The 18,748-nt window shown below is 71.8% G+C and carries 17 protein-coding genes; 8 read left to right on the top strand and 9 right to left on the bottom strand.

Annotation, left to right across the window (positions count from 1 at the left end; genetic code table 11):
- Positions 1-271 precede the first annotated feature (271 nt).
- From AB0L34_RS25620 to AB0L34_RS25600, 5 genes are read right to left on the bottom strand one after another with little or no spacing between them, the layout of a single operon-like run.
- Positions 272-1,288 (bottom strand): branched-chain amino acid ABC transporter permease, encoded by a 1,017-nt coding sequence (locus AB0L34_RS25620; protein ID WP_363707248.1) that lies wholly within the window; start codon positions 1,286-1,288, stop codon positions 272-274.
- Complete coding sequence (locus AB0L34_RS25615; protein ID WP_363707246.1) at positions 1,285-2,166, bottom strand: branched-chain amino acid ABC transporter permease; 882 nt, start codon at positions 2,164-2,166, stop codon at positions 1,285-1,287. Before AB0L34_RS25615 ends, AB0L34_RS25620 begins: the two co-directional genes overlap by 4 nt.
- 7 nt (positions 2,167-2,173) lie before the next feature.
- Entirely contained in the window at positions 2,174-3,433 is a 1,260-nt protein-coding gene (locus AB0L34_RS25610) for an ABC transporter substrate-binding protein (protein ID WP_357452296.1), read from the bottom strand.
- Positions 3,434-3,475: 42 nt separating this feature from the next.
- Positions 3,476-4,168, bottom strand: coding sequence for an ABC transporter ATP-binding protein (locus tag AB0L34_RS25605; RefSeq protein ID WP_363707244.1), 693 nt, complete (start codon positions 4,166-4,168; stop codon positions 3,476-3,478).
- Entirely contained in the window at positions 4,155-4,916 is a 762-nt protein-coding gene (locus AB0L34_RS25600) for an ABC transporter ATP-binding protein (RefSeq protein WP_363707242.1), read from the bottom strand. Before AB0L34_RS25600 ends, AB0L34_RS25605 begins: the two co-directional genes overlap by 14 nt.
- 306 nt (positions 4,917-5,222) lie before the next feature.
- On the opposite strand from AB0L34_RS25600, the gene AB0L34_RS25595 reads away from it, so the two are divergent.
- The gene (locus AB0L34_RS25595) at positions 5,223-6,083 is read left to right on the top strand and encodes an SPFH domain-containing protein (RefSeq protein ID WP_357452289.1); all 861 of its coding nucleotides are present in this window, start codon (positions 5,223-5,225) and stop codon (positions 6,081-6,083) included.
- A 43-nt stretch (positions 6,084-6,126) separates the two neighbouring features.
- Here the strand turns inward: AB0L34_RS25595 and AB0L34_RS25590 are convergent, their stop codons facing one another.
- Positions 6,127-7,164 carry an aminotransferase class V-fold PLP-dependent enzyme gene (locus tag AB0L34_RS25590; protein ID WP_363707240.1) on the bottom strand — a complete coding sequence of 346 codons (1,038 nt, stop codon included), beginning with the start codon at positions 7,162-7,164 and terminating at the stop codon, positions 6,127-6,129.
- Positions 7,165-7,578: 414 nt separating this feature from the next.
- On the opposite strand from AB0L34_RS25590, the gene AB0L34_RS25585 reads away from it, so the two are divergent.
- A complete protein-coding gene (locus AB0L34_RS25585) occupies positions 7,579-7,977 on the top strand; it encodes an Imm1 family immunity protein (RefSeq protein WP_363707238.1) in 399 nt (132 codons plus the stop codon).
- A gap of 65 nt (positions 7,978-8,042) precedes the next feature.
- Here AB0L34_RS25585 and dnaE read toward each other — a convergent pair whose 3' ends face one another.
- Positions 8,043-11,573: a DNA polymerase III subunit alpha gene (gene dnaE / locus AB0L34_RS25580; RefSeq protein WP_363707237.1), complete on the bottom strand. Its 3,531-nt coding sequence runs from the start codon at positions 11,571-11,573 to the stop codon at positions 8,043-8,045.
- A 339-nt stretch (positions 11,574-11,912) separates the two neighbouring features.
- On the opposite strand from dnaE, the gene AB0L34_RS25575 reads away from it, so the two are divergent.
- A complete protein-coding gene (locus AB0L34_RS25575; RefSeq protein ID WP_363707235.1) occupies positions 11,913-12,254 on the top strand; it encodes a PadR family transcriptional regulator in 342 nt (113 codons plus the stop codon).
- The gene (locus tag AB0L34_RS25570) at positions 12,251-13,201 is read left to right on the top strand and encodes a permease prefix domain 1-containing protein (RefSeq protein ID WP_363707233.1); all 951 of its coding nucleotides are present in this window, start codon (positions 12,251-12,253) and stop codon (positions 13,199-13,201) included. Before AB0L34_RS25575 ends, AB0L34_RS25570 begins: the two co-directional genes overlap by 4 nt.
- Positions 13,202-13,246: 45 nt before the next feature.
- Here the strand turns inward: AB0L34_RS25570 and AB0L34_RS25565 are convergent, their stop codons facing one another.
- Together AB0L34_RS25565 and AB0L34_RS25560 are read right to left on the bottom strand one after the other, a co-directional pair.
- Positions 13,247-13,459, bottom strand: a complete 213-nt coding sequence (locus tag AB0L34_RS25565) for a DUF397 domain-containing protein (RefSeq protein ID WP_363707231.1) — start codon at positions 13,457-13,459, stop codon at positions 13,247-13,249.
- Complete coding sequence (locus AB0L34_RS25560; protein ID WP_363707229.1) at positions 13,450-14,256, bottom strand: helix-turn-helix transcriptional regulator; 807 nt, start codon at positions 14,254-14,256, stop codon at positions 13,450-13,452. Before AB0L34_RS25560 ends, AB0L34_RS25565 begins: the two co-directional genes overlap by 10 nt.
- Positions 14,257-14,511: 255 nt before the next feature.
- Here AB0L34_RS25560 and AB0L34_RS25555 point away from each other — a divergent pair, with 255 nt between their 5' ends.
- From AB0L34_RS25555 to AB0L34_RS25540, 4 genes are all read left to right on the top strand, one after another.
- Positions 14,512-15,798, top strand: coding sequence for a sensor histidine kinase (locus AB0L34_RS25555; protein WP_363707227.1), 1,287 nt, complete (start codon positions 14,512-14,514; stop codon positions 15,796-15,798).
- 62 nt (positions 15,799-15,860) lie between these two features.
- Positions 15,861-16,541 (top strand): response regulator transcription factor, encoded by a 681-nt coding sequence (locus AB0L34_RS25550; protein ID WP_363707250.1) that lies wholly within the window; start codon positions 15,861-15,863, stop codon positions 16,539-16,541.
- Positions 16,542-16,623: 82 nt separating this feature from the next.
- Positions 16,624-17,517 (top strand): ATP-binding cassette domain-containing protein, encoded by an 894-nt coding sequence (locus AB0L34_RS25545; protein ID WP_363707225.1) that lies wholly within the window; start codon positions 16,624-16,626, stop codon positions 17,515-17,517.
- The gene (locus AB0L34_RS25540; protein ID WP_363707223.1) at positions 17,514-18,575 is read left to right on the top strand and encodes an ABC transporter permease; all 1,062 of its coding nucleotides are present in this window, start codon (positions 17,514-17,516) and stop codon (positions 18,573-18,575) included. Before AB0L34_RS25545 ends, AB0L34_RS25540 begins: the two co-directional genes overlap by 4 nt.
- Positions 18,576-18,748 lie beyond the last annotated feature (173 nt).

Here is an 18,748-nt window from a genome sequence, read left to right as displayed (position 1 = left end):
CGAGCCAGTGCACGGCGGCGGCGATCTCCTCGGGGCGGCCCACCCGGTTGAACGGCCGGCACCCCGACACGGGGCGCCGGCCGTCGGCGCATGCCGCAACCCGCCGCCGAATCTTGGACAGTTGCCGCTCGGTGCGAACGGCAACTGTCCAAGATCTCGGCGCGGGCGGGCTACCGACCGGGTGGGCGGGAGCGGTGGACGGGGAGCGGGTGGGCGGGTGGGCGGTCAGGGGCGGTATGGGGGCGCCGGCTGATGCGCGTCCCGCGTGGGGTCACCGGCGGCGGGCTGCCAGCCAGCGCGTGGCCAGGGCGGCGGCGCTGCCCCAGATGCCGCGCCGGAACACCAACACGACGAGGACGAAGATGCTGCCGGTGACCAGGCCGATCGCCTCGAACCCGGAGAACGACAGCCAGTCCTCCAGACGCACCAGGATGGCCGCACCGAGCACCCCGCCCCAGAGCGTGCCGATCCCGCCGAGCACCACCACGATGACGGCCTTGCCGGAGGTGGTCCAGTGCAGCACGTCGAGGGAGACGAAGCGGTGGCCCACGGCGAACAGCCCGCCTCCGAGCCCGGCGATGAAACCCGACAGCACGAACGCGGTCAGCTTGTAGCGGTGCACGGGGTAGCCGAGCGCACGGGCGCGGGCGGGGTTGTCGCGGATGCCGACCAGCACCCGGCCGAAGGGCGAGTGCACGATCCGCCAGGCGCCGGCCAGCCCGAGCAGCACGATCGGCAGGATCGCGTAGTAGAAGTAGTAGTCGTCGGTGAGGTCCAACCCGAACAGTTCGCGGGGCACGCCCTGTAGGCCGTTCTCGCCCCGGGTGACCGAGCGCCACTCGTTGGCCACGTAGTAGACCATCTGCGCGAACGCCAGCGTGACCATGGCGAAGTAGATGCCCGTCCGCTTCACGGCCAGGTAGCCGATCGGCACCGCGAGCACGGCCGCGGCGAGCGCCCCGGCCAGCACCGCCACCGGGAACGGCAGGCCGGCGTGGATGGCCACCAACCCGGTGACGTACGCGGAGGCGCCCCAGAAGGCCGCGTGCCCGAAGGACATCAGCCCGGTGAAGCCGAGCAGCAGGTCCACGGCGACGGCGAACAGCGCCCAGCAGAGGATGTCCACCGCCACCGCCGGGTAGAGCCCGTTGGGCAGCCAGAACGCCACCAGCAGCCCGACGGCGAGCAGCGCGTACCGGACCCAGCCGGGTGCCCGGGTCACGGCGACCAGCCCCGACTTCGACGCCCGGCCGCCGGCGTCGGTCGCGGGGTCGACGGTGCTCGTCATGCCGGTGCCTCCTCACGGCCGAACAGCCCGGCCGGACGCCAGAGCAGCACGGCGGCCATCACGATGAAGACGATCGTCTGCGACACGATCGGGAAGTCGGACAGGTACGCCTCGCCCCAGGCCTGGACCAGGCCGATGCCGAAGCCGGCGGCCACGGACCCGAAGATCGAGCCCAGCCCGCCGATCACCACCACCGCGAAGACCACGATGATCAGGTCGGCGCCCATCAGCGGGTTCACGGCCCGCATCGGCGCGGCCAGCACCCCGGCGAGCCCGGCCAGGCCGATGCCGAAGCCGAAGACCGGGGTGACCCAGCGGCCGACGTTGATGCCGAACGCCTGGGTCAGCTCGGCCCGCTCGGTCGACGCCCGGACCACCATGCCGATCCGGGTGCGGGTCAGCACCCACCAGACGCCGACGCAGACGGCGACCGCGAAGCCCAGGATGAAGACCCGGTAGGTGGGGAAGTCGAAGAGCCCGAAGTCGACCGACCCGCTCAGCGCGGACGGGGTCTCGTACGGGCTGGACTGCACGCCGTAGCGGAGCTTCACCAGGTCCTGGACGATGAGAGTGAGGCCGAAGGTAAGCAGGAAGTTGTAGAGCGGGTCGAGCCGGGTGAGCCGGTGGATGAAGGCCCGCTCCAGTGCCATGCCGAGCAGGCCCAACCCCACCGGCATGATCACCAACGCCGCCCAGAACGGCACGCCCGCCTCGCTGAGCAGGACGTACGCGCCGAACGCGCCGAGCATGTAGAACGCCCCGTGGGCGAAGTTGACCACCCGCAGCATCCCGAAGATGACCGCGAGCCCGAGGGCGAGCAGGGCGTAGAACGCCCCGCTCACCAACCCGTTGAACGTGTTCTGCAAGAAGCCGGTCATGCCCTGGTCACATCTTGCAGTCCGCCGACGGGGCGCGGAACGCCTCGGCGGCGGGGATGGTCTTGAGGACCTTGACGTAGTCCCACGGCTCGCTCACCTCGGACTGCGGCTTCACCTGGGCGAGGTAGGCGTCGTGGATGACCCGGTGGTCCTCGGCGCGGATCTTGCCGTTGCGCAGGAAGACGTCCTCGACGGTCTTGCCCTCCAGCTCCTTGACCACGGCGTCGGCGTCATCCGTGCCGGCTGCCTGCGCGGCCTCCAGGTACTGGGTGGCGGCGGAGTAGTTGGCCGCGTGCGCGAAGGACGGCCGGGTGCCCGTCTCCTTCTGGAACCGGTCGGCGAACTCCCGGTTCTTGGCGTCGAAGTTCCAGTACCAGGCGTCGGTGTACGTGGTGCCGGCGAGCGCGGCCGGGGTCAGCGAGTGGATGTCGGTGATGAACATCAGGCCGACGGCGAGCCCGACGCCCTTCTCCCGGAGCTTGAACTCGTTGTACTGCTTGACCACGTTGACCAGCTCGGCGCCGGCCTGCATGGTGCCGAGCACCTGCGGCTTCGGGTTCAGCGTCGGCGCCTTGAGCAGGAACGTCGAGTAGTCGCCGCTGGTGTTCGGGAACGGCGCGCCGTCCTTGCCGACGACGGTCCCGCCGGCCGCCGTGATCGCGCTCGAGAAGCTCTTCTCCATGTCCTGGCCGAAGGCGTAGTTCGGGTAGAGGATGTACCAGTTCTTCCCGACCTGCTCGGTGGTGGTCTTCCCGGTGCCGTTGGCCAGCATGTAGGTGTCGTACGCGTAGTGGAACGTGTACTTGTTGCAGCTCTTGCCGGTCAGGTCGGTGGTGGCCGCCCCGATGTTGAAGTAGAGCTTCTTCTTCTCCTTCGCCACGTCGGCGACCTTGAGCGCGGCCGAGGAGGTCGGCACGTCGAGGATGAGGTCGACGCCCTTGCGGTCGAACATCTCGGCGGCCTTGCTGTTGGCGATGTCGGGCTTGTTCTGGTGGTCGGCGGTCTCCACGGTGATGTCGCTGGTCACCGCCTTGTCGCCGTGCTTGGCCTTGAAGTCGGCGATGGCCATCTCGACGGCCTTGACCGAGTTCTTGCCGGACAGCTCGGAGTACGCACCCGACTGGTCGTTCAGCACGCCCAGCACGATCTTGCCCCCGGTCAGCTTCTGGTCCCCGCCCGACTGGGGACCACCACCGCCGCAGCCGGCGACCAGCACCATCGCGGCCGCCGACGCGGCGGCCACACCCACCGTCCTACGCATGCTCATCCCTCCACCCCGCGCGGGACGCGGGTCGTCGAAATCGAAAAATCAGATGCCGAGGTACGACAGCAGCTCGCGTTCCCGCGACCGCACCTCGGAGTTGTCCATCGCCTCCGCGATGCGTCCCTCGGCCAGCAGGTAGTGCCGGTCGGCGACGCCGGTGGCGAAGTGCAGGTTCTGCTCGACCAGCAGCACGGTCACCCCGTGCCGCTTGGCCTCGCGCAGGAGGTCGCCGACCTGCTGCACGAGCAGCGGCGAGAGCCCCTCGGTCGGTTCGTCGCAGAGCAGCAGCCGGGCGCCCATCCGCAGCACGCGGGCGAGGGCGAGCATCTGCTGTTCGCCGCCGGAGAGCATGGTGGCGGCCGAGTCCCGTCGCTCGTAGAGGGCGGGGAACGCCTCGTACACCCGCTCCAGCGGCCACGGGTCGGGGCCGACCGTCGGCGGCAGGGTGAGGTTCTCCGTCACGCTCAGCGTGGCGTAGCTGCCGCGGTCGTCGGGGACCCAGCCGAGCCCCAGCCGAGCCCGCCGGTACGCGGGCAGCTTCCCGACGTCCCGACCGTCCAGCTCCACGGTGCCGCGCTGGCCGGTGTGCAGGCCCATCACGCAGCGCAGCAGGGTGGACTTGCCGGCCCCGTTACGCCCGACGAGGGTCACCACCTCGCCGGCGGAGACGTCCAGGCTGACCTCCCGCAGCACCTGCGCCTCGCCGTACCAGGCCGACAGGTTCTCAATGCGCAGCATCAGCGGCTCCCAGGTATGCGGTGATCACGCGCTCGTCGGCGCGGACCTGCTCGTACGGACCCTCGACGAGGACCTTGCCGGCCTGCAGGACGGTGACGGTGTCGGCGAGCCGCCCGACCACGCTCATGTTGTGCTCGACCATCACCACGGTCCGGCCCTGCCGGACGCGCGCGATCAGGTCGACGGTGCGGTCGACGTCCTCCAGGCCCATGCCCGCGGTCGGCTCGTCGAGCAGCAGCACCTTCGGGTCCAGCGCGAGGGCGATGGCCAGCTCCAGCGCCCGCTTGCGCCCGTACGCCAGCGCCTCGGCGGGGGCCTCGGCCAGTTCGGCCAGCCCCACCATGTCGAGCAGTTCGATGGCCCGGTCGGTGTAGCGGCGCATCAGCTTCGCCGAGCGCCAGAACCGCCAACCCAGCCCGCTCGGGCTCTGCAACGCCAGCTCGACGTGCTCCCGCGCGGACAGCTGCGGGAAGAGGCTGGTGATCTGGAACGACCGGGCCACGCCGAGTCGAGCGACCTGCTCGGGCGGCAGCCCGGTGACGTCGCGGCCGGCCAGCGCGATCCGGCCGCCGCTGGGCTGCAGGAACCCGGTCAGCAGGTTGAAGAGGGTGGTCTTCCCGGCGCCGTTCGGGCCGACGAGCGCGTGCACGCTGTCGGCCGCGATGTCGAGGTCGACGCCGTCGACCGCCCGGAAGCCCCGGAAGTCGCGGGTCAGTCCGCGAGCCGACAGGAGCGCTTGCCCGGCCATCGCCTACTCCTCCGTAGGTGTCGCGACGGCCGGGTCGGTGACCGCGGTCACATGGCCGTCGCGTGCTGGAAACCTACGGCGGCGCCAGAGGTCGAGCTATGTCGATGGGAGCCATATTCCGGGACGGCTGGCCGTGCGGGACCTCCACCTCCCGCCCGGCAGCCCCGCCGGTTCACATCGACGGGCCTCACTGTCCAGCCCGACGCCTACCACCGGCATGTGGACGGCCCACGGCCACCACCTCCGCACCGTCTTGACCAACGGCCCTAGTGTCATGGGCCCCCTTCCGCGAAAGGTGCCGAGCGAATGCCCTTCGGCTTCACTGTTGCGATCATCTTCGCCGCCGGTCTGACGATCTCCGGCGCGCTCGCGCTCGGCGCGCGCGCCAGCTCGACGAAGCGGACCGCCACCCTGGCGGCGCTCGGCTGCCTCGTCGGCGCGGTGGTGTTCGTCGTCGGCTCCAGCGCCCACTCCGTGCCGATCCGCTCGGTCGGGATCGTCACCAGCTTCGGCAAGCCGACGGGCAAGGTCACCGGCTCCGGCCTGAAGTGGGTCGCCCCGTGGCAGAAGGTCGGCGAGTGGGACGCCGGCCGACAGAAGTACGACCACATCGGCGGCGAGAACTGCGTCCGGGTCCGCACCGGCACGCTCGCCGACGCCTGCGTCGAGGTGCTCGTCGAATGGCAGGTCAGGCCGGAGAACGCGCCGAAGCAGTTCATGGACTACAAGGGCGACTTCGACAGCTTCCGGGGTCAGCGGGTGGGCGTCCAGCTCGACAGCGCCGTCAACGACGCCTTCGCCACGTACAACCCGCTGGAGAAGATCGACGCGAACACCGGCAACCTGAACGTGGACCTGAAGCCCTTCGCCGAGAGCATCAAGGCCAGCGCGGAGACGCGGCTCTCCAGCGACGTCGACATCCTGTCGGTCACGATCACCCGGGTCAACCACGACGACAAGACCGAGGGCAACATCAAGGCATTTCAGGACAAGCTCGCCCAGACCCGGAACCTGGAGCAGGACCGGAAGAACGCCGCCATCCAGAAGCAGATCACCGAGACGAACGCGAAGGTCGACAAGGTGTCGCGGTGCCTGGAGATCGCCGAGCGCAACGGCAGCAACCCCGGGCTCTGCATCAACCCCGGGATCATCACCGGCGCCAAGTGACGGCCCGCCGGCGCTGACCCTCGCCCTGGGCGCGCGCCCCGGCTCAGCCGGTGAGCGCGTCCAGGGCGAGGTCGACGTCGTCCACCGTGGAGTAGACGTGGAAGGACGCCCGGACCCGTCCGGCGCGGACCGCCGCCCGGACCCCGGCCCGCTCCAGCCGCTCCGCCGCGCCGGGCACCTCCACGGTGACGATCGCGCTGTCGCCCGTCGGCCGGCCCAGCCCGGCGAGGAACCGGTTGGCCAACGCGACGTCGTGCGCGTGCACGGCGGGCACACCGATCTCGGCGACGAGTTCCAGTGCGGGGGCCGTGCCGACCCAACTGAACCAGGCCGGCGAGATGTCGAATCGGCGGGCGTCGTCGGCCAGGCGCAGCGGCGGGCCGTAGTAGGAGGCGTGCGGGTCGCTGCCCGCGTACCAGCCGGCGGCGTCGGGGCGCAGCCGCTCGCGCAGCTCAGGGGCGAGGTAGGCGAAGGCGGAGCCGCGCGGCGCCATCAGCCACTTGTACGCGCCGACCGCGACCACGTCGGCTCGGCTCGCGTCGAACGGCAGCCAGCCGCACGCCTGGGTGGCGTCCACCGCGACGAGCGCGCCGTGCGCCCGGGCCGCCGCGACGATCTCGTCGTACGCGGCGATCGTGCCGTCGGCGGACTGCACCAGGCTGAACGCGACCAGGTCGGTGCGGGCGTCGATGGCGTCGACCAGCCCGGCCGGCGGCACGGTGCGCACCTGGACACCCCGCTCGGCCTGCACCAGCCACGGGAAGAGGTTGGAGGTGAACTCGACCTCCGGCACCACCACGGTCGCGCCGGCGGGCAGCGCGGCGGCGACCGGGGCCAGCAACTGGGAGACGGTGCTGCCGACCGTGACGTCGGCGGCCGGCACCCCGACCAGGCCGGCGAAGGCGGCCCGGGACCGTTCGGTCGCCTCGCCCCAGCCCTCCCAGGAGGTACGCCCGACCCGCCAGTCGGCCAGCGCCTCCTGCACCGCGTCCCACACCGGGTCGGGTGGCAGCCCGTAGCTGGCGGTGTTCAGCCAACCCGGCTGCGGCTGCCACAGCTTCTGCGCCTGTGCGATCTCCACGCCGCCGACGCTAGCCATCACCGCCGACGCCCGGCACGGCCAATCCCGGGACGGTGGCCCGGGCGGCCGTCCGTCCGTACCCCCGACTCCGCCCGCAAGCTCCCTGTCCTGCGTCTCTTTCTGAGGTGATCGGTTCGGCCCTCAGGCTCCGGCGCGAAGCGCACGCAGTGTCCGGCGGACCTCGTCGGTCCAGCTCGGCGAAGACCTCCGGGTGGCGGCCGAGGTAGCGTGCCCGCCATCGCTCGGGCCAATCCCGCACCGGCACCTGCCCGCACTCGTCCAGCATGGTCAGGAAGCCGGCACCAGGCTGCGAACGCGAAGCGGGCTGATGCTGGGCACGCCATCATGCTGGCGCCCCGGAAGAGCACGCCGTCCACTAACCTGAGGCCCCTTGGGAGGTCACGATCAGGAACAGTGAGGGCAGCCGTGCGGGCATGGATCGACAGCGTCGCCACCACAGTGGTCCACCCATCCGAGCTCGATGCGGTCCTCGGCCCCGAACCACGCAGCGGCGTCACTCTCGTCAGTGACGACGGCCGGCAGATCCTGCACGTCACCTTCGACGGTGATCGGTCCGGCCTGTGCTGGGAGGCCGGAACCGAACTCCTGCTCTCGTGGGGGCCGGTACCGCCTGGCGCCCCGGCCGGCCAGGTCGTCGACGACGCCGAATACGCGTACGACAACCCCTGGTTCGCCCTCCCCGACGGCGGCGAGCCGTTCGAGATCACGGCCGCCCGGGCCCGCCAGGCGGCACATGAGTTCCTGCGCACCGGAGCACGCCCCGCCAACGTCCAGTGGGTCGTCAAACCCTAGAACCCGCGGGCTGGACGGGCCCGTTCGTGACCCGCGCGCCCCCGTCGCCGGGCGGCCGGCCCGGGTCAGCTCACGTTGGCGGGGCCGAGGACGCTCTTCAGGTCGCCCATCAGCGCGGTGGTGGCCGCCACCCGGAACGGGCCGAGCCGCAGCGTGGTGACCTTGCTGCCGTTGAGCAGCTTCACGTGCACCTCGGTGTCGCCCGGGTGCAGCACCAGGGTCTCCTTGAGCCGCTCCACCAGCGGGGGCGTGCACCGGGTCACCGGGATGGTGAGGGTGATCGGCTTGCTCGCCGGGTTGCTGCTGATGTCGGGCATGGACATGTCCATCGCCATGATGCGCGGGGTGTCGTCGCGCCGGTCCACCCGCCCCTTGACCACCACGATGGCGTCCTCGGCGATGTACTGCCCGATCACCTCGTAGGTGTTGGGGAAGAACAGCGCCTCCACGCCGCCGGCCAGGTCCTCCAGGGTGGCCGAGGCCCAGGCCCGTCCCTGCTTGGTGACCCGGCGCTGCACGCCGGAGAGGATGCCGGCGAGGGTCACCACCGCCCCGTCCGGGACGGTGCCCTCCTCCGACAGGGCGGCGATCGTGCAGTCGGCCGCCGCGCCGAGGACGTGCTCCAGGCCGAAGAGCGGGTGGTCGGAGACGTAGAGGCCGAGCATCTCGCGTTCGAAGGCGAGCTTGTCGCGCTTGTCCCACTCCCCCTCGCCGATCACCGGCATCACGGTGGTGCTGCTGGTGTCCGCGTCGCCGAATCCGGCGCCGAAGAGGTCGTACTGGCCGACGGCTTCCTTCCGCTTGACGTCGGCGTACGCGTCGATGGCCTCCGCGTGCACCGCGAGCAGCGCCTTGCGGGAGTGCTTGAGCGAGTCGAACGCCCCGGCCTTGATCAGCGATTCGATGGTCTTCTTGTTGCAGACCACCGCGTCGACCTTCGACAGGAAGTCGTAGAAGTCGGTGTAGTCGCCCTTCTCCTCCCGGCAGCGCATGATCGCGGCGACCACGTTCGCCCCGACGTTGCGTACCGCGCCGAGACCGAACCGGATCTCCTTGCCGACCGGGGTGAACGGCCCGGCGGAGGTGTTCACGTCCGGGGGCAGCACCTGGATGCGCATCCGGCGGCACTCCGAGAGGTAGAGCGCCATCTTGTCCTTGTCGTCGCCGACGGAGGTGAGCAGCGCCGCCATGTACTCGGCCGGGTAGTGCGCCTTCAGGTACGCGGTCCAGTACGACACCAGGCCGTACGCCGCCGAGTGCGCCTTGTTGAAGGCGTAGCCGGCGAACGGGACCAGCACGTCCCAGACCTTCTGGATCGCCTCGTCCGAGTAGCCCCGTTCCCGGCAGCCGTCCCGGAACGGGATGAACTCCTTGTCGAGGATCTCCTTCTTCTTCTTGCCCATCGCCCGCCGCAGCAGGTCGGCCTGGCCGAGGGTGTAGCCGGCGAGGATCTGCGCGGCGCGTTGCACCTGCTCCTGGTACACGATCAGGCCGTAGGTGGGCGCGAGGATCTCCCGCAGCGGCTCCTCCAGCTCCGGGTGGATCGGGGTAATCTCCTGGAGGCCGTTCTTGCGCAGCGCGTAGTTGGTGTGCGAGTCCACGCCCATCGGGCCTGGTCGGTACAGGGCGAGGACGGCGGAGATGTCCTCGAAGTTGTCCGGCTTCATCATCCGCAGCAGGGAGCGCATCGGCCCGCCGTCGAGCTGGAACACGCCCAGGGTGTCGCCTCGGGCCAGCAGTTCGTACGCGGCCTTGTCGTCCAGCGGCAGCCCGAGCAGGTCCAGCTCCTTGCCGTGGTTGAGCTGGATGTTCTTCACCGCGTCGTCGATGATGGTCAGGTTGCGCAGGCCGAGGAAGTCCATCTTCAACAGCCCGAGCGACTCGCACGTCGGGTAGTCGAACTGGGTGATGATGACCCCGTCGGAGTCCCGGCGCATCAGCGGGATGTGGTCGATGATCGGCTCGGCGGACATGATGACGCCGGCGGCGTGCACGCCGGTCTGCCGGATCAGCCCCTCGATGCCCCGGGCGGTGTCGATGACCTTCTTGACGTCCGGCTCGGCCTCGTACATGCCCCGGATCTCGCCGGCCTCGGCGTACCGGGGGTGCTTGGGGTCGAAGATGCCCTCCAGGGGGATGTCCTTGCCCATCACCGCCGGGGGCATCGCCTTGGTGATCCGGTCGCCGACCGCGTACGGGTAGCCGAGCACCCGGGCCGAGTCCTTGATCGCGGCCTTCGCCTTGATGGTGCCGAAGGTGGCGATCTGGGCGACCTTGTCCTCGCCCCACTTGTCGGTGACGTACTTGATGACCTCGCCGCGACGGCGCTCGTCGAAGTCGATGTCGACATCCGGCATCGAGACGCGCTCGGGGTTGAGGAACCGCTCGAAGATCAGGCCGTGCGGGATCGGGTCGAGGTCGGTGATGCCCAGCGCGTACGCGACGAGGGAGCCGGCGGCCGAACCGCGGCCGGGGCCCACGGCGATGCCCTGGCTCTTGGCCCACTGGATGAAGTCGGCGACCACGAGGAAGTACGACGGGAAGCCCATCTGGATGATGACGCCCAGCTCGTACTCGGCCTGCGCGACGTGGCCCTCGGGGATGCCGCCGGGGTAGCGCCGGGCCAGCCCGGCGAAGGTCTCCTTGCGGAACCAGGACTCCTCGGTCTCCCCCTCCGGGACCGGGAACCGCGGCATCAGGTTGTGGAACTCGAACATCCCGGTGGGGTCGACCTTCTCGGCCACCAGCAGGGTGTTGCGGCAGCCCTCCAGCCAGAGGTCGGAGCTGTCGACGGCGCGCATCTCGTCGGCGGACTTGATGTAGTAGCCGCTGCCGTCGAACCGGAACCGGTTCGGATCGGCGACGTTCGCCGCCGTCTGCACGCAGAGCAGCACGTCGTGCGCCTCGGCCTGCGCCTCGTGGGTGTAGTGCGAGTCGTTGGTCACCACCGGCGGGATGTCCAGCTTGCGGGAGATGTCGTGCAGCTCCTGGCGGACCCGGCGTTCGATGCTGATGCCGTGGTCCATGACCTCCAGGAAGTAGTTCTCCTTGCCGAAGATCTCCTGGTACCTCGCGGCGGCCTTGAGCGCCTCGTCGTACTGGCCCAGGCGCAGCCGGGTCTGCACCTCCCCGGAGGGGCAGCCGGTGGTCGCCATCAACCCGTCGGCGTTCTCGGCGAGCAGTTCCGCGTCCATCCGCGGCCACTTGACGAAGAACCCCTCCGTGTACGACCGGCTGGTCAGCTTGAAGAGGTTGTGCAAGCCGGTCTTGTTCCGCGCCCAGATGGTCATGTGGGTGTAGCCGCCGCTACCGGAGACGTCGTCGCTCTTCTGCTCCGGCCTGCCCCAGCGCACCCGCTGCTTGTGGAAGCGTGATTCCGGCGCCACGTACGCCTCGATGCCGAGGATCGGCTTGACCCCGGCGGCCATCGCCTGCTTGTAGAAGTCGTTCGCGCCGTGCATGTTGCCGTGGTCGGTCATCGCCACCGCCGGCATGCCCTGCCGCTTGACCTCGGCGAAGAGGTCCTTCAGGCGGGCCGCCCCGTCGAGCATCGAGTACTCCGTGTGCACGTGCAGATGCGCGAACGAATCGCCCATGCGTGGCGCCCCCCGGGTCGGATCATGGGATGGTCGAGGTCGGTCGGCCTACCCTATCGCCGCCGGAAGAGGCCGCTCCAGACGCCGCGCGGGCCGAGCGGGCAGGGTGTTCCGGATCTCCCCTGCCACCGCCCGCGGAACCGCCTCGGCCCGGCGGCGGCGGTGTCCGCACCGCACGGCGACCGAGCCGGAAAGCCGGCGGAACGGGGCGGGCCCAAGCGGCCGACTCACCGCCACCCGGGCCAGCAGCGCCGTCCCTTTGCCGAAACACACTGATGTGGACCCGCACGATGATGTAGTGCTGGACGATAGTGTGTGGCACACAGTATGGTGTGACACATGGTGAGCGACGAGATCCTGCGGACGCACCTCCAGGAGCTGCGTCGGGGCACCGTGATGGTGGCGAGCCTCGTCGCCCTGCGGCGCCCCGACTACGGCTACGCGCTGCTGCAACGCCTCTCCGACCACGGCTTCCCGGTCGACGCCAACACGCTCTATCCGCTGCTGCGGCGGCTGGAGGAGCAGGGGCTGCTGACCAGCGAGTGGAACACCGAGGAGCGCCGGCCGCGCAAGTTCTACCGCACCAGCGAGGAGGGCGAGTCGCTGCTGGGCCGGCTCCTCGCCGACCTCGCCGCAGTGCAGACCTCCCTGACCGGGCTGATCGAAGGAGCCGACCGATGACTTCCCTGACCGACCGCTACCTCGCCGCGACCCTGCGCTCGGTGCCGGTCGCGCGGCGCGAGGAGATCGCCAGCGAGCTGCGCGCCTCGATCGAGGACATGGTCGAGGGCCGCACGACCGGCGGGCAGGACGGCACCGCCGCCGAGCGGGAGGTGCTCACCGAGTTGGGCGACCCGGCGCGGCTCGCCGCCCGCTACTCCGACCGCCGGTTGCAGCTCATCGGGCCGACCTACTACCTGGCCTGGGAGCGGCTGCTGAAGCTGCTGCTCAGCTTCGTGCCGGCGACGGCCGGTGTGATCGTCGGCCTGCTGGCGGCAACCGACGGCGAGAACGCCGGCGGGGCCGTCGGCGAGGGCATCACCACCGCCCTCACGGTGGCCCTCCAGATCGCCTTCTGGGTCACCCTGGTCTTCGCGGTGCTGGAGCGCGCCAGGACCCCCCTGCACCTGCCCGACTGGAGCGTCGACCAGCTCCCGGAGGGCCCGGGCGACCGACAGATCACCCTGACCGACACCGCCGCCTCGATCGGCTTCCTGGCGATCTTCATCGCCTACCTGCCGATGCAGCACTTCCGGTCGTTCGTCCCCGCCGACGGTGACGGCAACCTGCCGATCCTCGACCCGGCGCTGTGGAGCTTCTGGCTGCCGTTCCTGATCGCCGTGCTGGTCGCCACCGTGGGCCTGGAGATCGCCAAGTACCGGGCCGGACGCTGGACCTGGCCGCTGGTCGCGGCGAACGCGGTGCTCGACCTGGCCTTCGCGGTGCCGGTGGTCTGGCTGATGTCGGCCGACCGGCTGCTCAACCCCGACCTCGTGGCCCGCTTCGAGTGGCTCGGCGAGGGCGAGAACCTGAACACCGTCGCCACCGTCGTGGTCGCCGGCACGGCGCTGATCGTGCTCTGGGACGTCGCCGAGAGCGTGGTCAAGGCGCTGCGCGACCGCCGCTGACCCGACCGCGCCACGCGGCCCGGCACGCCCCGGCGTGCCGGGCCGTCAGCCGTGACGAGCGGGCCGGAGGGCGCCGGCGGTGGCCGCGGCGAGGAAGCCGGTCCAGGCCGCGGGGCCGAAGGCCAGCACCGGTCCCCCACGGTCCTTGCTGTCGCGTACGCCCACCACGTCGGCCAGGTTCGTCGCCACCTCGACACAGGTGGACCCGCCGTTGTCGCTGCGGGTGGACTTCCGCCAGATCGCGCCGGTCAGGTCCATGACTCCGCCACCTCCGCGATGAGCTCCCGGGACGCCCGGCGGGGCAACGCCTCGCCCCGCAGGTTCTCCCACCTGCGTTGCAGGCTATCAATGTCGTCGGAGCGGTCGCTCACGTGCGCGCGCAGCGGGGTGTCCACGTGCGCCACCTCGCCGCCCTCGGGGGTGCGGGCCAGGATGAACGCGCCGGCCAGCCCGGCGTGCATGCCGACGTCGGCGGGCACCACGTGCAGGTCGACGTGCGGCGACCCGGTGACCGCGAGCAGGTGGGCGAACTGCTCGGCCATCACCTTCCGGTCGCCGATCTGCCGGCGCAGCACCAACTCGTCCATGACGAAGACGACCTCCGGCGGGGCCTCCCGGGTCAACACCGCTTGGCGGGACAGCCGGGAGGTCACCCGCTGTTCCACCTCGACCTCGCGGAGCATCCCGCCGCCGGTGAGCACCGCGCGCGCGTACGCCTCGGTCTGGAGCAGGCCGGGAATCAGCGACGGCTCGAACCAGCGGATCAGCGTCGCCTCCGCCTCCACCGAGATCCACTCCCGCAGCCAGGGCGGAGCGGCGTCGGCCCGGACGAGGGTGAGCAGCCGCTCGAAGAAGCCCTCGGACTCCAGCGCCGCGTCGACCCGGCCGACGAAGTCCTGCGACGGGGTCCGCTGGCCGATCTCCACCATGCCGACCAGCGAGGACGAGTAGTTGATCCGCTGGGCCAACTCCTCCTGGCTCAGCCCCCGGTCGCGCCGCGCCCGGCGCAACTCGCCGCCGAGGAACTCCAACGTGGACACCTGCCCGACGCCCATCACACCTCCACCACGGCCCAGCCGATCACCGCCAGCACCCGCCACCGGTGCCATGCCCGCCGGCACCACCGGCCGGCGACCCGTCGACGCCTTCCGACCGTAGTCGCCGCAGCAGCAGAGTGTGAACAGGCGCGACGGAGGAGGTCGACACGGACAGGGGCGCGGATCGCGTACCCCGGCTGCGCGGCGACCGCACGTGGCCGCCCGGCAGGGTGCCTGGCCGACGCCGACCGGCGGGATGGAATCCTGACCAGGGTGAACACCGTGACGGACGACGACTGGCGGCGGCCGGGCCCCACCCCGGAACAGCGGCGGTACGACGTCTACGTCGGGCTGGCCACGGTCGTCCTCGCGCTGGTCAGCCTCACCCTCGCCCGCAGCACCGGGGCCTTCCTGCTGGGGCCGCCGCCCTCCGGGCCGGAGCAGCTCTTCTGGACCGTCGCGGTGACGCTGCCGGTGATCTGGCGACGCCGGTTCCCCGCCACCACCCTCCTGGTCGTCTCGGTCGCGTTCGTCGCCGCGCAGGCGCGCTCCGCCCCGGAGTCGCAGCTCTCCTCCTGGGCGCTGTTCGCGGCCCTCTATTCGCTCGGCGCCTGGGGGCCGGACCGCCGGCTGGCCCGCCGGCTGCGGATCGGCGTCATCGCCACCATGTTCGCGTGGCTGGGGATCTACTACGCGGTCACCATCGACAGGATCCCGGCCGACGCGTTCGACCGCGCGGTCGGGCCGGTGCCCCCCGTGCTCGCCGCGATGGTGAACGGGGTGCTGGTCAACGGCCTCTTCTTCGGGTTCGCGTACTTCTTCGGGGAGACCGCGTGGCTGGCCGCCCGCCGGCAGCACGAGGTGCAGGCGCGGGCCGAGGAACTGCGCCGCTCGCAGGCCGAGGTCCGTGAGCACGCGGTGGTGGGCGAGCGGGTCCGCATCGCCCGGGAGCTGCACGACGTGGTCGCCCACCACGTGTCGGTGATGGGCGTGCAGGCGTCCGCCGCCCGCCGGGTGCTCGACAAGGACCCGGCGAAGGCCCGCACGGCGCTGGGCGCGATCGAGGAGACCGCCCGTACGGCGGTGGACGAGCTGCGCCGGATGCTCGGCCTGCTCCGCGCCCGCGACGACCGCCCGGACCGCACGGACGAGCCGGGGCCCGCCGCGATCGACCAGGTCACGGCCGTGGTCGACCGGGCCCGCGAGGCCGGCCTGTGGGCCACCCTGGGGGTGTACGGGGACCGGGTGCCGCTGCCGGAATCGGTCTCCCAGGCCGTGTACCGGGTCGTCCAGGAGGCCGTGACGAACGCGCTCAAGCACGCCGCCGGGGCGACCGCACTCGACGTGCGGATCCGCTACCTGGCGCACGAGGTGGAGGTGGACGTGACCGACGACGGACGGGCCACCCGCGCCGCGAACGCCGACGGGCTGGGCCTCGTCGGGATGCGCGAGCGGGTCGCCACCCACGGCGGGGCGCTGGAGGTCGGCCCGCGGGCCGGCGGTGGCTGGCGGGTACGGGCCCGGTTCCCGCTCCCGGTCGCGGCGGGGCGTCCGGCGTGACCGCCGACCGCGAGGTGCCCGGCGTGGGCGCCGACCGCGAGGCGCCCGACGCCGACCGGCCGGTGCGGGTGCTGCTCGCCGACGACCAGCACCTGGTCCGCACCGGCTTCCGGGTCATCCTCGAGGTGGAGGACGACATCGAGGTGGTCGGGGAGGCCGCCGACGGGGAACGCGCCGTCGGCATGACCCGGGCGTTGTGCCCGGACGTGGTGCTGATGGACGTGGAGATGCCCGGAGTCGACGGGCTGGAGGCCACCCGGCGGATCACGGCCGAGCAGGACGAGCCGGGCGGGCCGGCCGTGCTGATCCTCACCACCTTCGACCGGGACGACTACCTGTTCGCCGCGCTGCGCGCCGGGGCCAGCGGCTTCCTGCTCAAGAACGGCACCCCGGAGGCGCTGGTCGAGGCGATCCGGGTGCTCGCCCGGGGCGACGGCCTGCTCGCCCCGGAACTCACCCGGCGGGTGATCGCCACCTTCGCCCGCCCCGGCGACCCCGCCGGCCGGGGCGGCGCGCGGATGCCTCCCGAGGCGGCGCTGCGCGACCTGACGCCCCGCGAACGGGAGGTCCTGGTCCTGGTCGCCGGGGGTACCAGCAACGCCGAGATCGCCGCGGAGCTGCACCTGGGCGAGGCGACGGTGAAGACGCACGTCAGCCGGGTGCTGGCCAAGCTCGGCCTGCGCGACCGGGTGCAGGCGGTGGTCTTCGCGTACGAACACGGGGTGGTGCGGCCCGGCGGCTGACCCGCCTCCGCCGCGCGGGGGACCTGCCCGCTCAGCCTCCGGGCGGACGGCGGCGGGCAGTTGACGATCTAGCGTGACCGCCGTGACCAGTGTGCTCCGCCTCGACGGCGTCGACCGCAGCTTCGGCGACCGTCGGGTGCTCCAGAACGTCTCCTTCGACGTGGCGGCCGGACGGATGACCGGCTTCGTCGGCGGCAACGGCGCCGGCAAGACCACCTCCATGCGGATCATCCTGGGGGTGCTCGCCCCGGACGCCGGGGAGGTCCGCTGGCAGGGCGCTCCGCTGACCCGGGAGGTCCGCCGCCGCTTCGGCTACATGCCGGAGGAACGCGGCCTCTATCCGAAGATGAGCGTCCGGGAACAGGTGGCCTACCTGGGCCGGCTGCACGGCATGACGGCCGACGCGGCACGGCGCGGCACGGACGCGCTGCTGGAGCGGGTCGGGCTCGCCGAGCGCGGCGACGACCTGCTGGAGACGCTGTCGCTGGGCAACCAGCAGCGCGCGCAGATCGCCGCCGCGCTGGTACACGACCCCGAGGTGCTGGTGCTCGACGAGCCGTTCTCCGGCCTCGACCCGCTGGCCGTGGACACGGTCGTGGCGGTCCTGCGGGAGCGGGCCGCCACGGGCGTGCCCGTGCTCTTCTCCAGCCACCAGCTCGACGTCGTGGAGCGGCTCTGCGACGACCTGGTGATCATCGCGGGCGGCGTGATCCGCGCCGCCGGCAGCCGGGAGCAGCTGCGCGCGACGTACACGGTGCCCCGGTTCGAGCTGGTGGTGGAGACCGACGCCGGCTGGCTGCGGGACCAGCCCGGGGTGACCCTGGTCGACCTGGACGGCGCCCGCGCCGTGTTCGACCTCGCGCCCGGCGCGGACGAGCAGGCGGTGCTGCACGCGGCGCTGGCCCGCGGCCCGGTGCGCGCGTTCCGCCCGGTCAGCCCGTCCCTCACCGAGATCTTCCGAGAGGTCGCCCAGTGAACACCTGGCAGGCCACCCGGCTGGTCGCCGCCCGGGAGATCCGGGTCAAGCTGCGCGACCGCACCTTCCTGATCAGCACCCTGTTCTTCCTGCTGATCGCCGCCGCCGCGACCATCCTGCCGCCGCTGCTCTCCGGCGGCCCGTCGAGCGTGGCGGTGACCGAGGCGGCGGCCGGCCCGCTGCGCGAGGCGGGGCTGGAGGTGCGGCTGGCGCCCGACGACCACGCCGCCGAGCAGGCCGTCCGCGACGGCGACGTGGACGCCGCCGTGGTCTCCGGGCCGGCGGTGCTGGCCATGGACGAGGCCCCCGACGACGTGGTCGCGGCGCTGAGCACGCAGCCCCCGGTGCGGCTGCTGGACCCCGACGCGGTGGACCCGGTGGTGGCCTTCCTGGTGCCGTTCGCCTTCGCGTTCGTCTTCTTCGTCACCTCGCAGACCTTCGGCGTGCAGATCGCGCAGAGCATCATCGAGGAGAAGCAGACCCGGATCGTGGAGATCCTGGTGGCCGCGGTGCCGGTCCGGGCGTTGCTGGCCGGCAAGATGGTCGCCGGCACCCTGCTGGCCCTCGGGCAGATCGCCCTGGTCGCCCTGGTCGCCGTGGTGGGTGTGCAGTTCGGCGACAGCGGGGGGCTGCTCTCGCTGCTGGCCCCGGCGATCGGCTGGTTCGTGCCGTTCTTCCTGCTCGGCTTCGTGCTGGTCGCGGCCATGTGGGCGGCGGCCGGGGCGCTGGTCAACCGCCAGGAGGACATCGCCGGCGTGTCGATGCCGGTGCAGCTCGCGGTCATGCTGCCGTTCTTCGCGGTGATCTTCCTGAACGACAACGCGACCGCCATGCGGGTGCTGTCCTACCTGCCGTTCTCCGCGCCCACGGCGATGCCGTTGCGGCTGTTCACCGGGGACGCGGCCGGCTGGGAGCCGCTGCTGTCGCTGGTCCTGCTGCTGGTCGCGGCCGCCGCGCTCGTCGCGGCGGGGGCCCGGGTGTACGAGGGTTCGCTGCTGCGCACCAACGGCCGCACCTCGGTCCGGACGGCGTGGCGGTCGCGCGGGACGGTGGGCTGAGCGGTGTCGCGGGGCGCCGGCCTGGCGTACCCCGTCCGGGGCTGACGCACGGCGTGGCCCGGCACGCCCACCACGTGCCGGGCCGCCGCGGCCGGTCGGCCCGTGCCCCGCGGGGATCGGGCGAGGACCACCGGGAGTCGGGACGGACGCGCGCCACCGCCGCCGCGGGCGGC

This window comes from Micromonospora sp. NPDC052213, assembly GCF_040679695.1.
Taxonomy (GTDB): domain Bacteria; phylum Actinomycetota; class Actinomycetes; order Mycobacteriales; family Micromonosporaceae; genus Micromonospora.
This window is presented reverse-complemented; position numbering and strand designations above follow the sequence as displayed.

Excerpts from the sequence above, each read along its gene's own strand:
- AB0L34_RS25620 (WP_363707248.1), bottom strand. The coding sequence starts at position 1,288 with ATGACGAGCACCGTCGACCCCGCGACCGACGCCGGCGGCCGGGCGTCG.
- AB0L34_RS25615 (WP_363707246.1), bottom strand. The coding sequence starts at position 2,166 with ATGACCGGCTTCTTGCAGAACACGTTCAACGGGTTGGTGAGCGGGGCG.
- AB0L34_RS25610 (WP_357452296.1), bottom strand. The coding sequence starts at position 3,433 with ATGAGCATGCGTAGGACGGTGGGTGTGGCCGCCGCGTCGGCGGCCGCG.
- AB0L34_RS25605 (WP_363707244.1), bottom strand. The coding sequence starts at position 4,168 with ATGCTGCGCATTGAGAACCTGTCGGCCTGGTACGGCGAGGCGCAGGTG.
- AB0L34_RS25600 (WP_363707242.1), bottom strand. The coding sequence starts at position 4,916 with ATGGCCGGGCAAGCGCTCCTGTCGGCTCGCGGACTGACCCGCGACTTC.
- AB0L34_RS25595 (WP_357452289.1), top strand. The coding sequence starts at position 5,223 with ATGCCCTTCGGCTTCACTGTTGCGATCATCTTCGCCGCCGGTCTGACG.
- dnaE (WP_363707237.1), bottom strand. The coding sequence starts at position 11,573 with ATGGGCGATTCGTTCGCGCATCTGCACGTGCACACGGAGTACTCGATG.
- AB0L34_RS25575 (WP_363707235.1), top strand. The coding sequence starts at position 11,913 with ATGGTGAGCGACGAGATCCTGCGGACGCACCTCCAGGAGCTGCGTCGG.
- AB0L34_RS25570 (WP_363707233.1), top strand. The coding sequence starts at position 12,251 with ATGACTTCCCTGACCGACCGCTACCTCGCCGCGACCCTGCGCTCGGTG.
- AB0L34_RS25565 (WP_363707231.1), bottom strand. The coding sequence starts at position 13,459 with ATGGACCTGACCGGCGCGATCTGGCGGAAGTCCACCCGCAGCGACAAC.
- AB0L34_RS25560 (WP_363707229.1), bottom strand. The coding sequence starts at position 14,256 with ATGGGCGTCGGGCAGGTGTCCACGTTGGAGTTCCTCGGCGGCGAGTTG.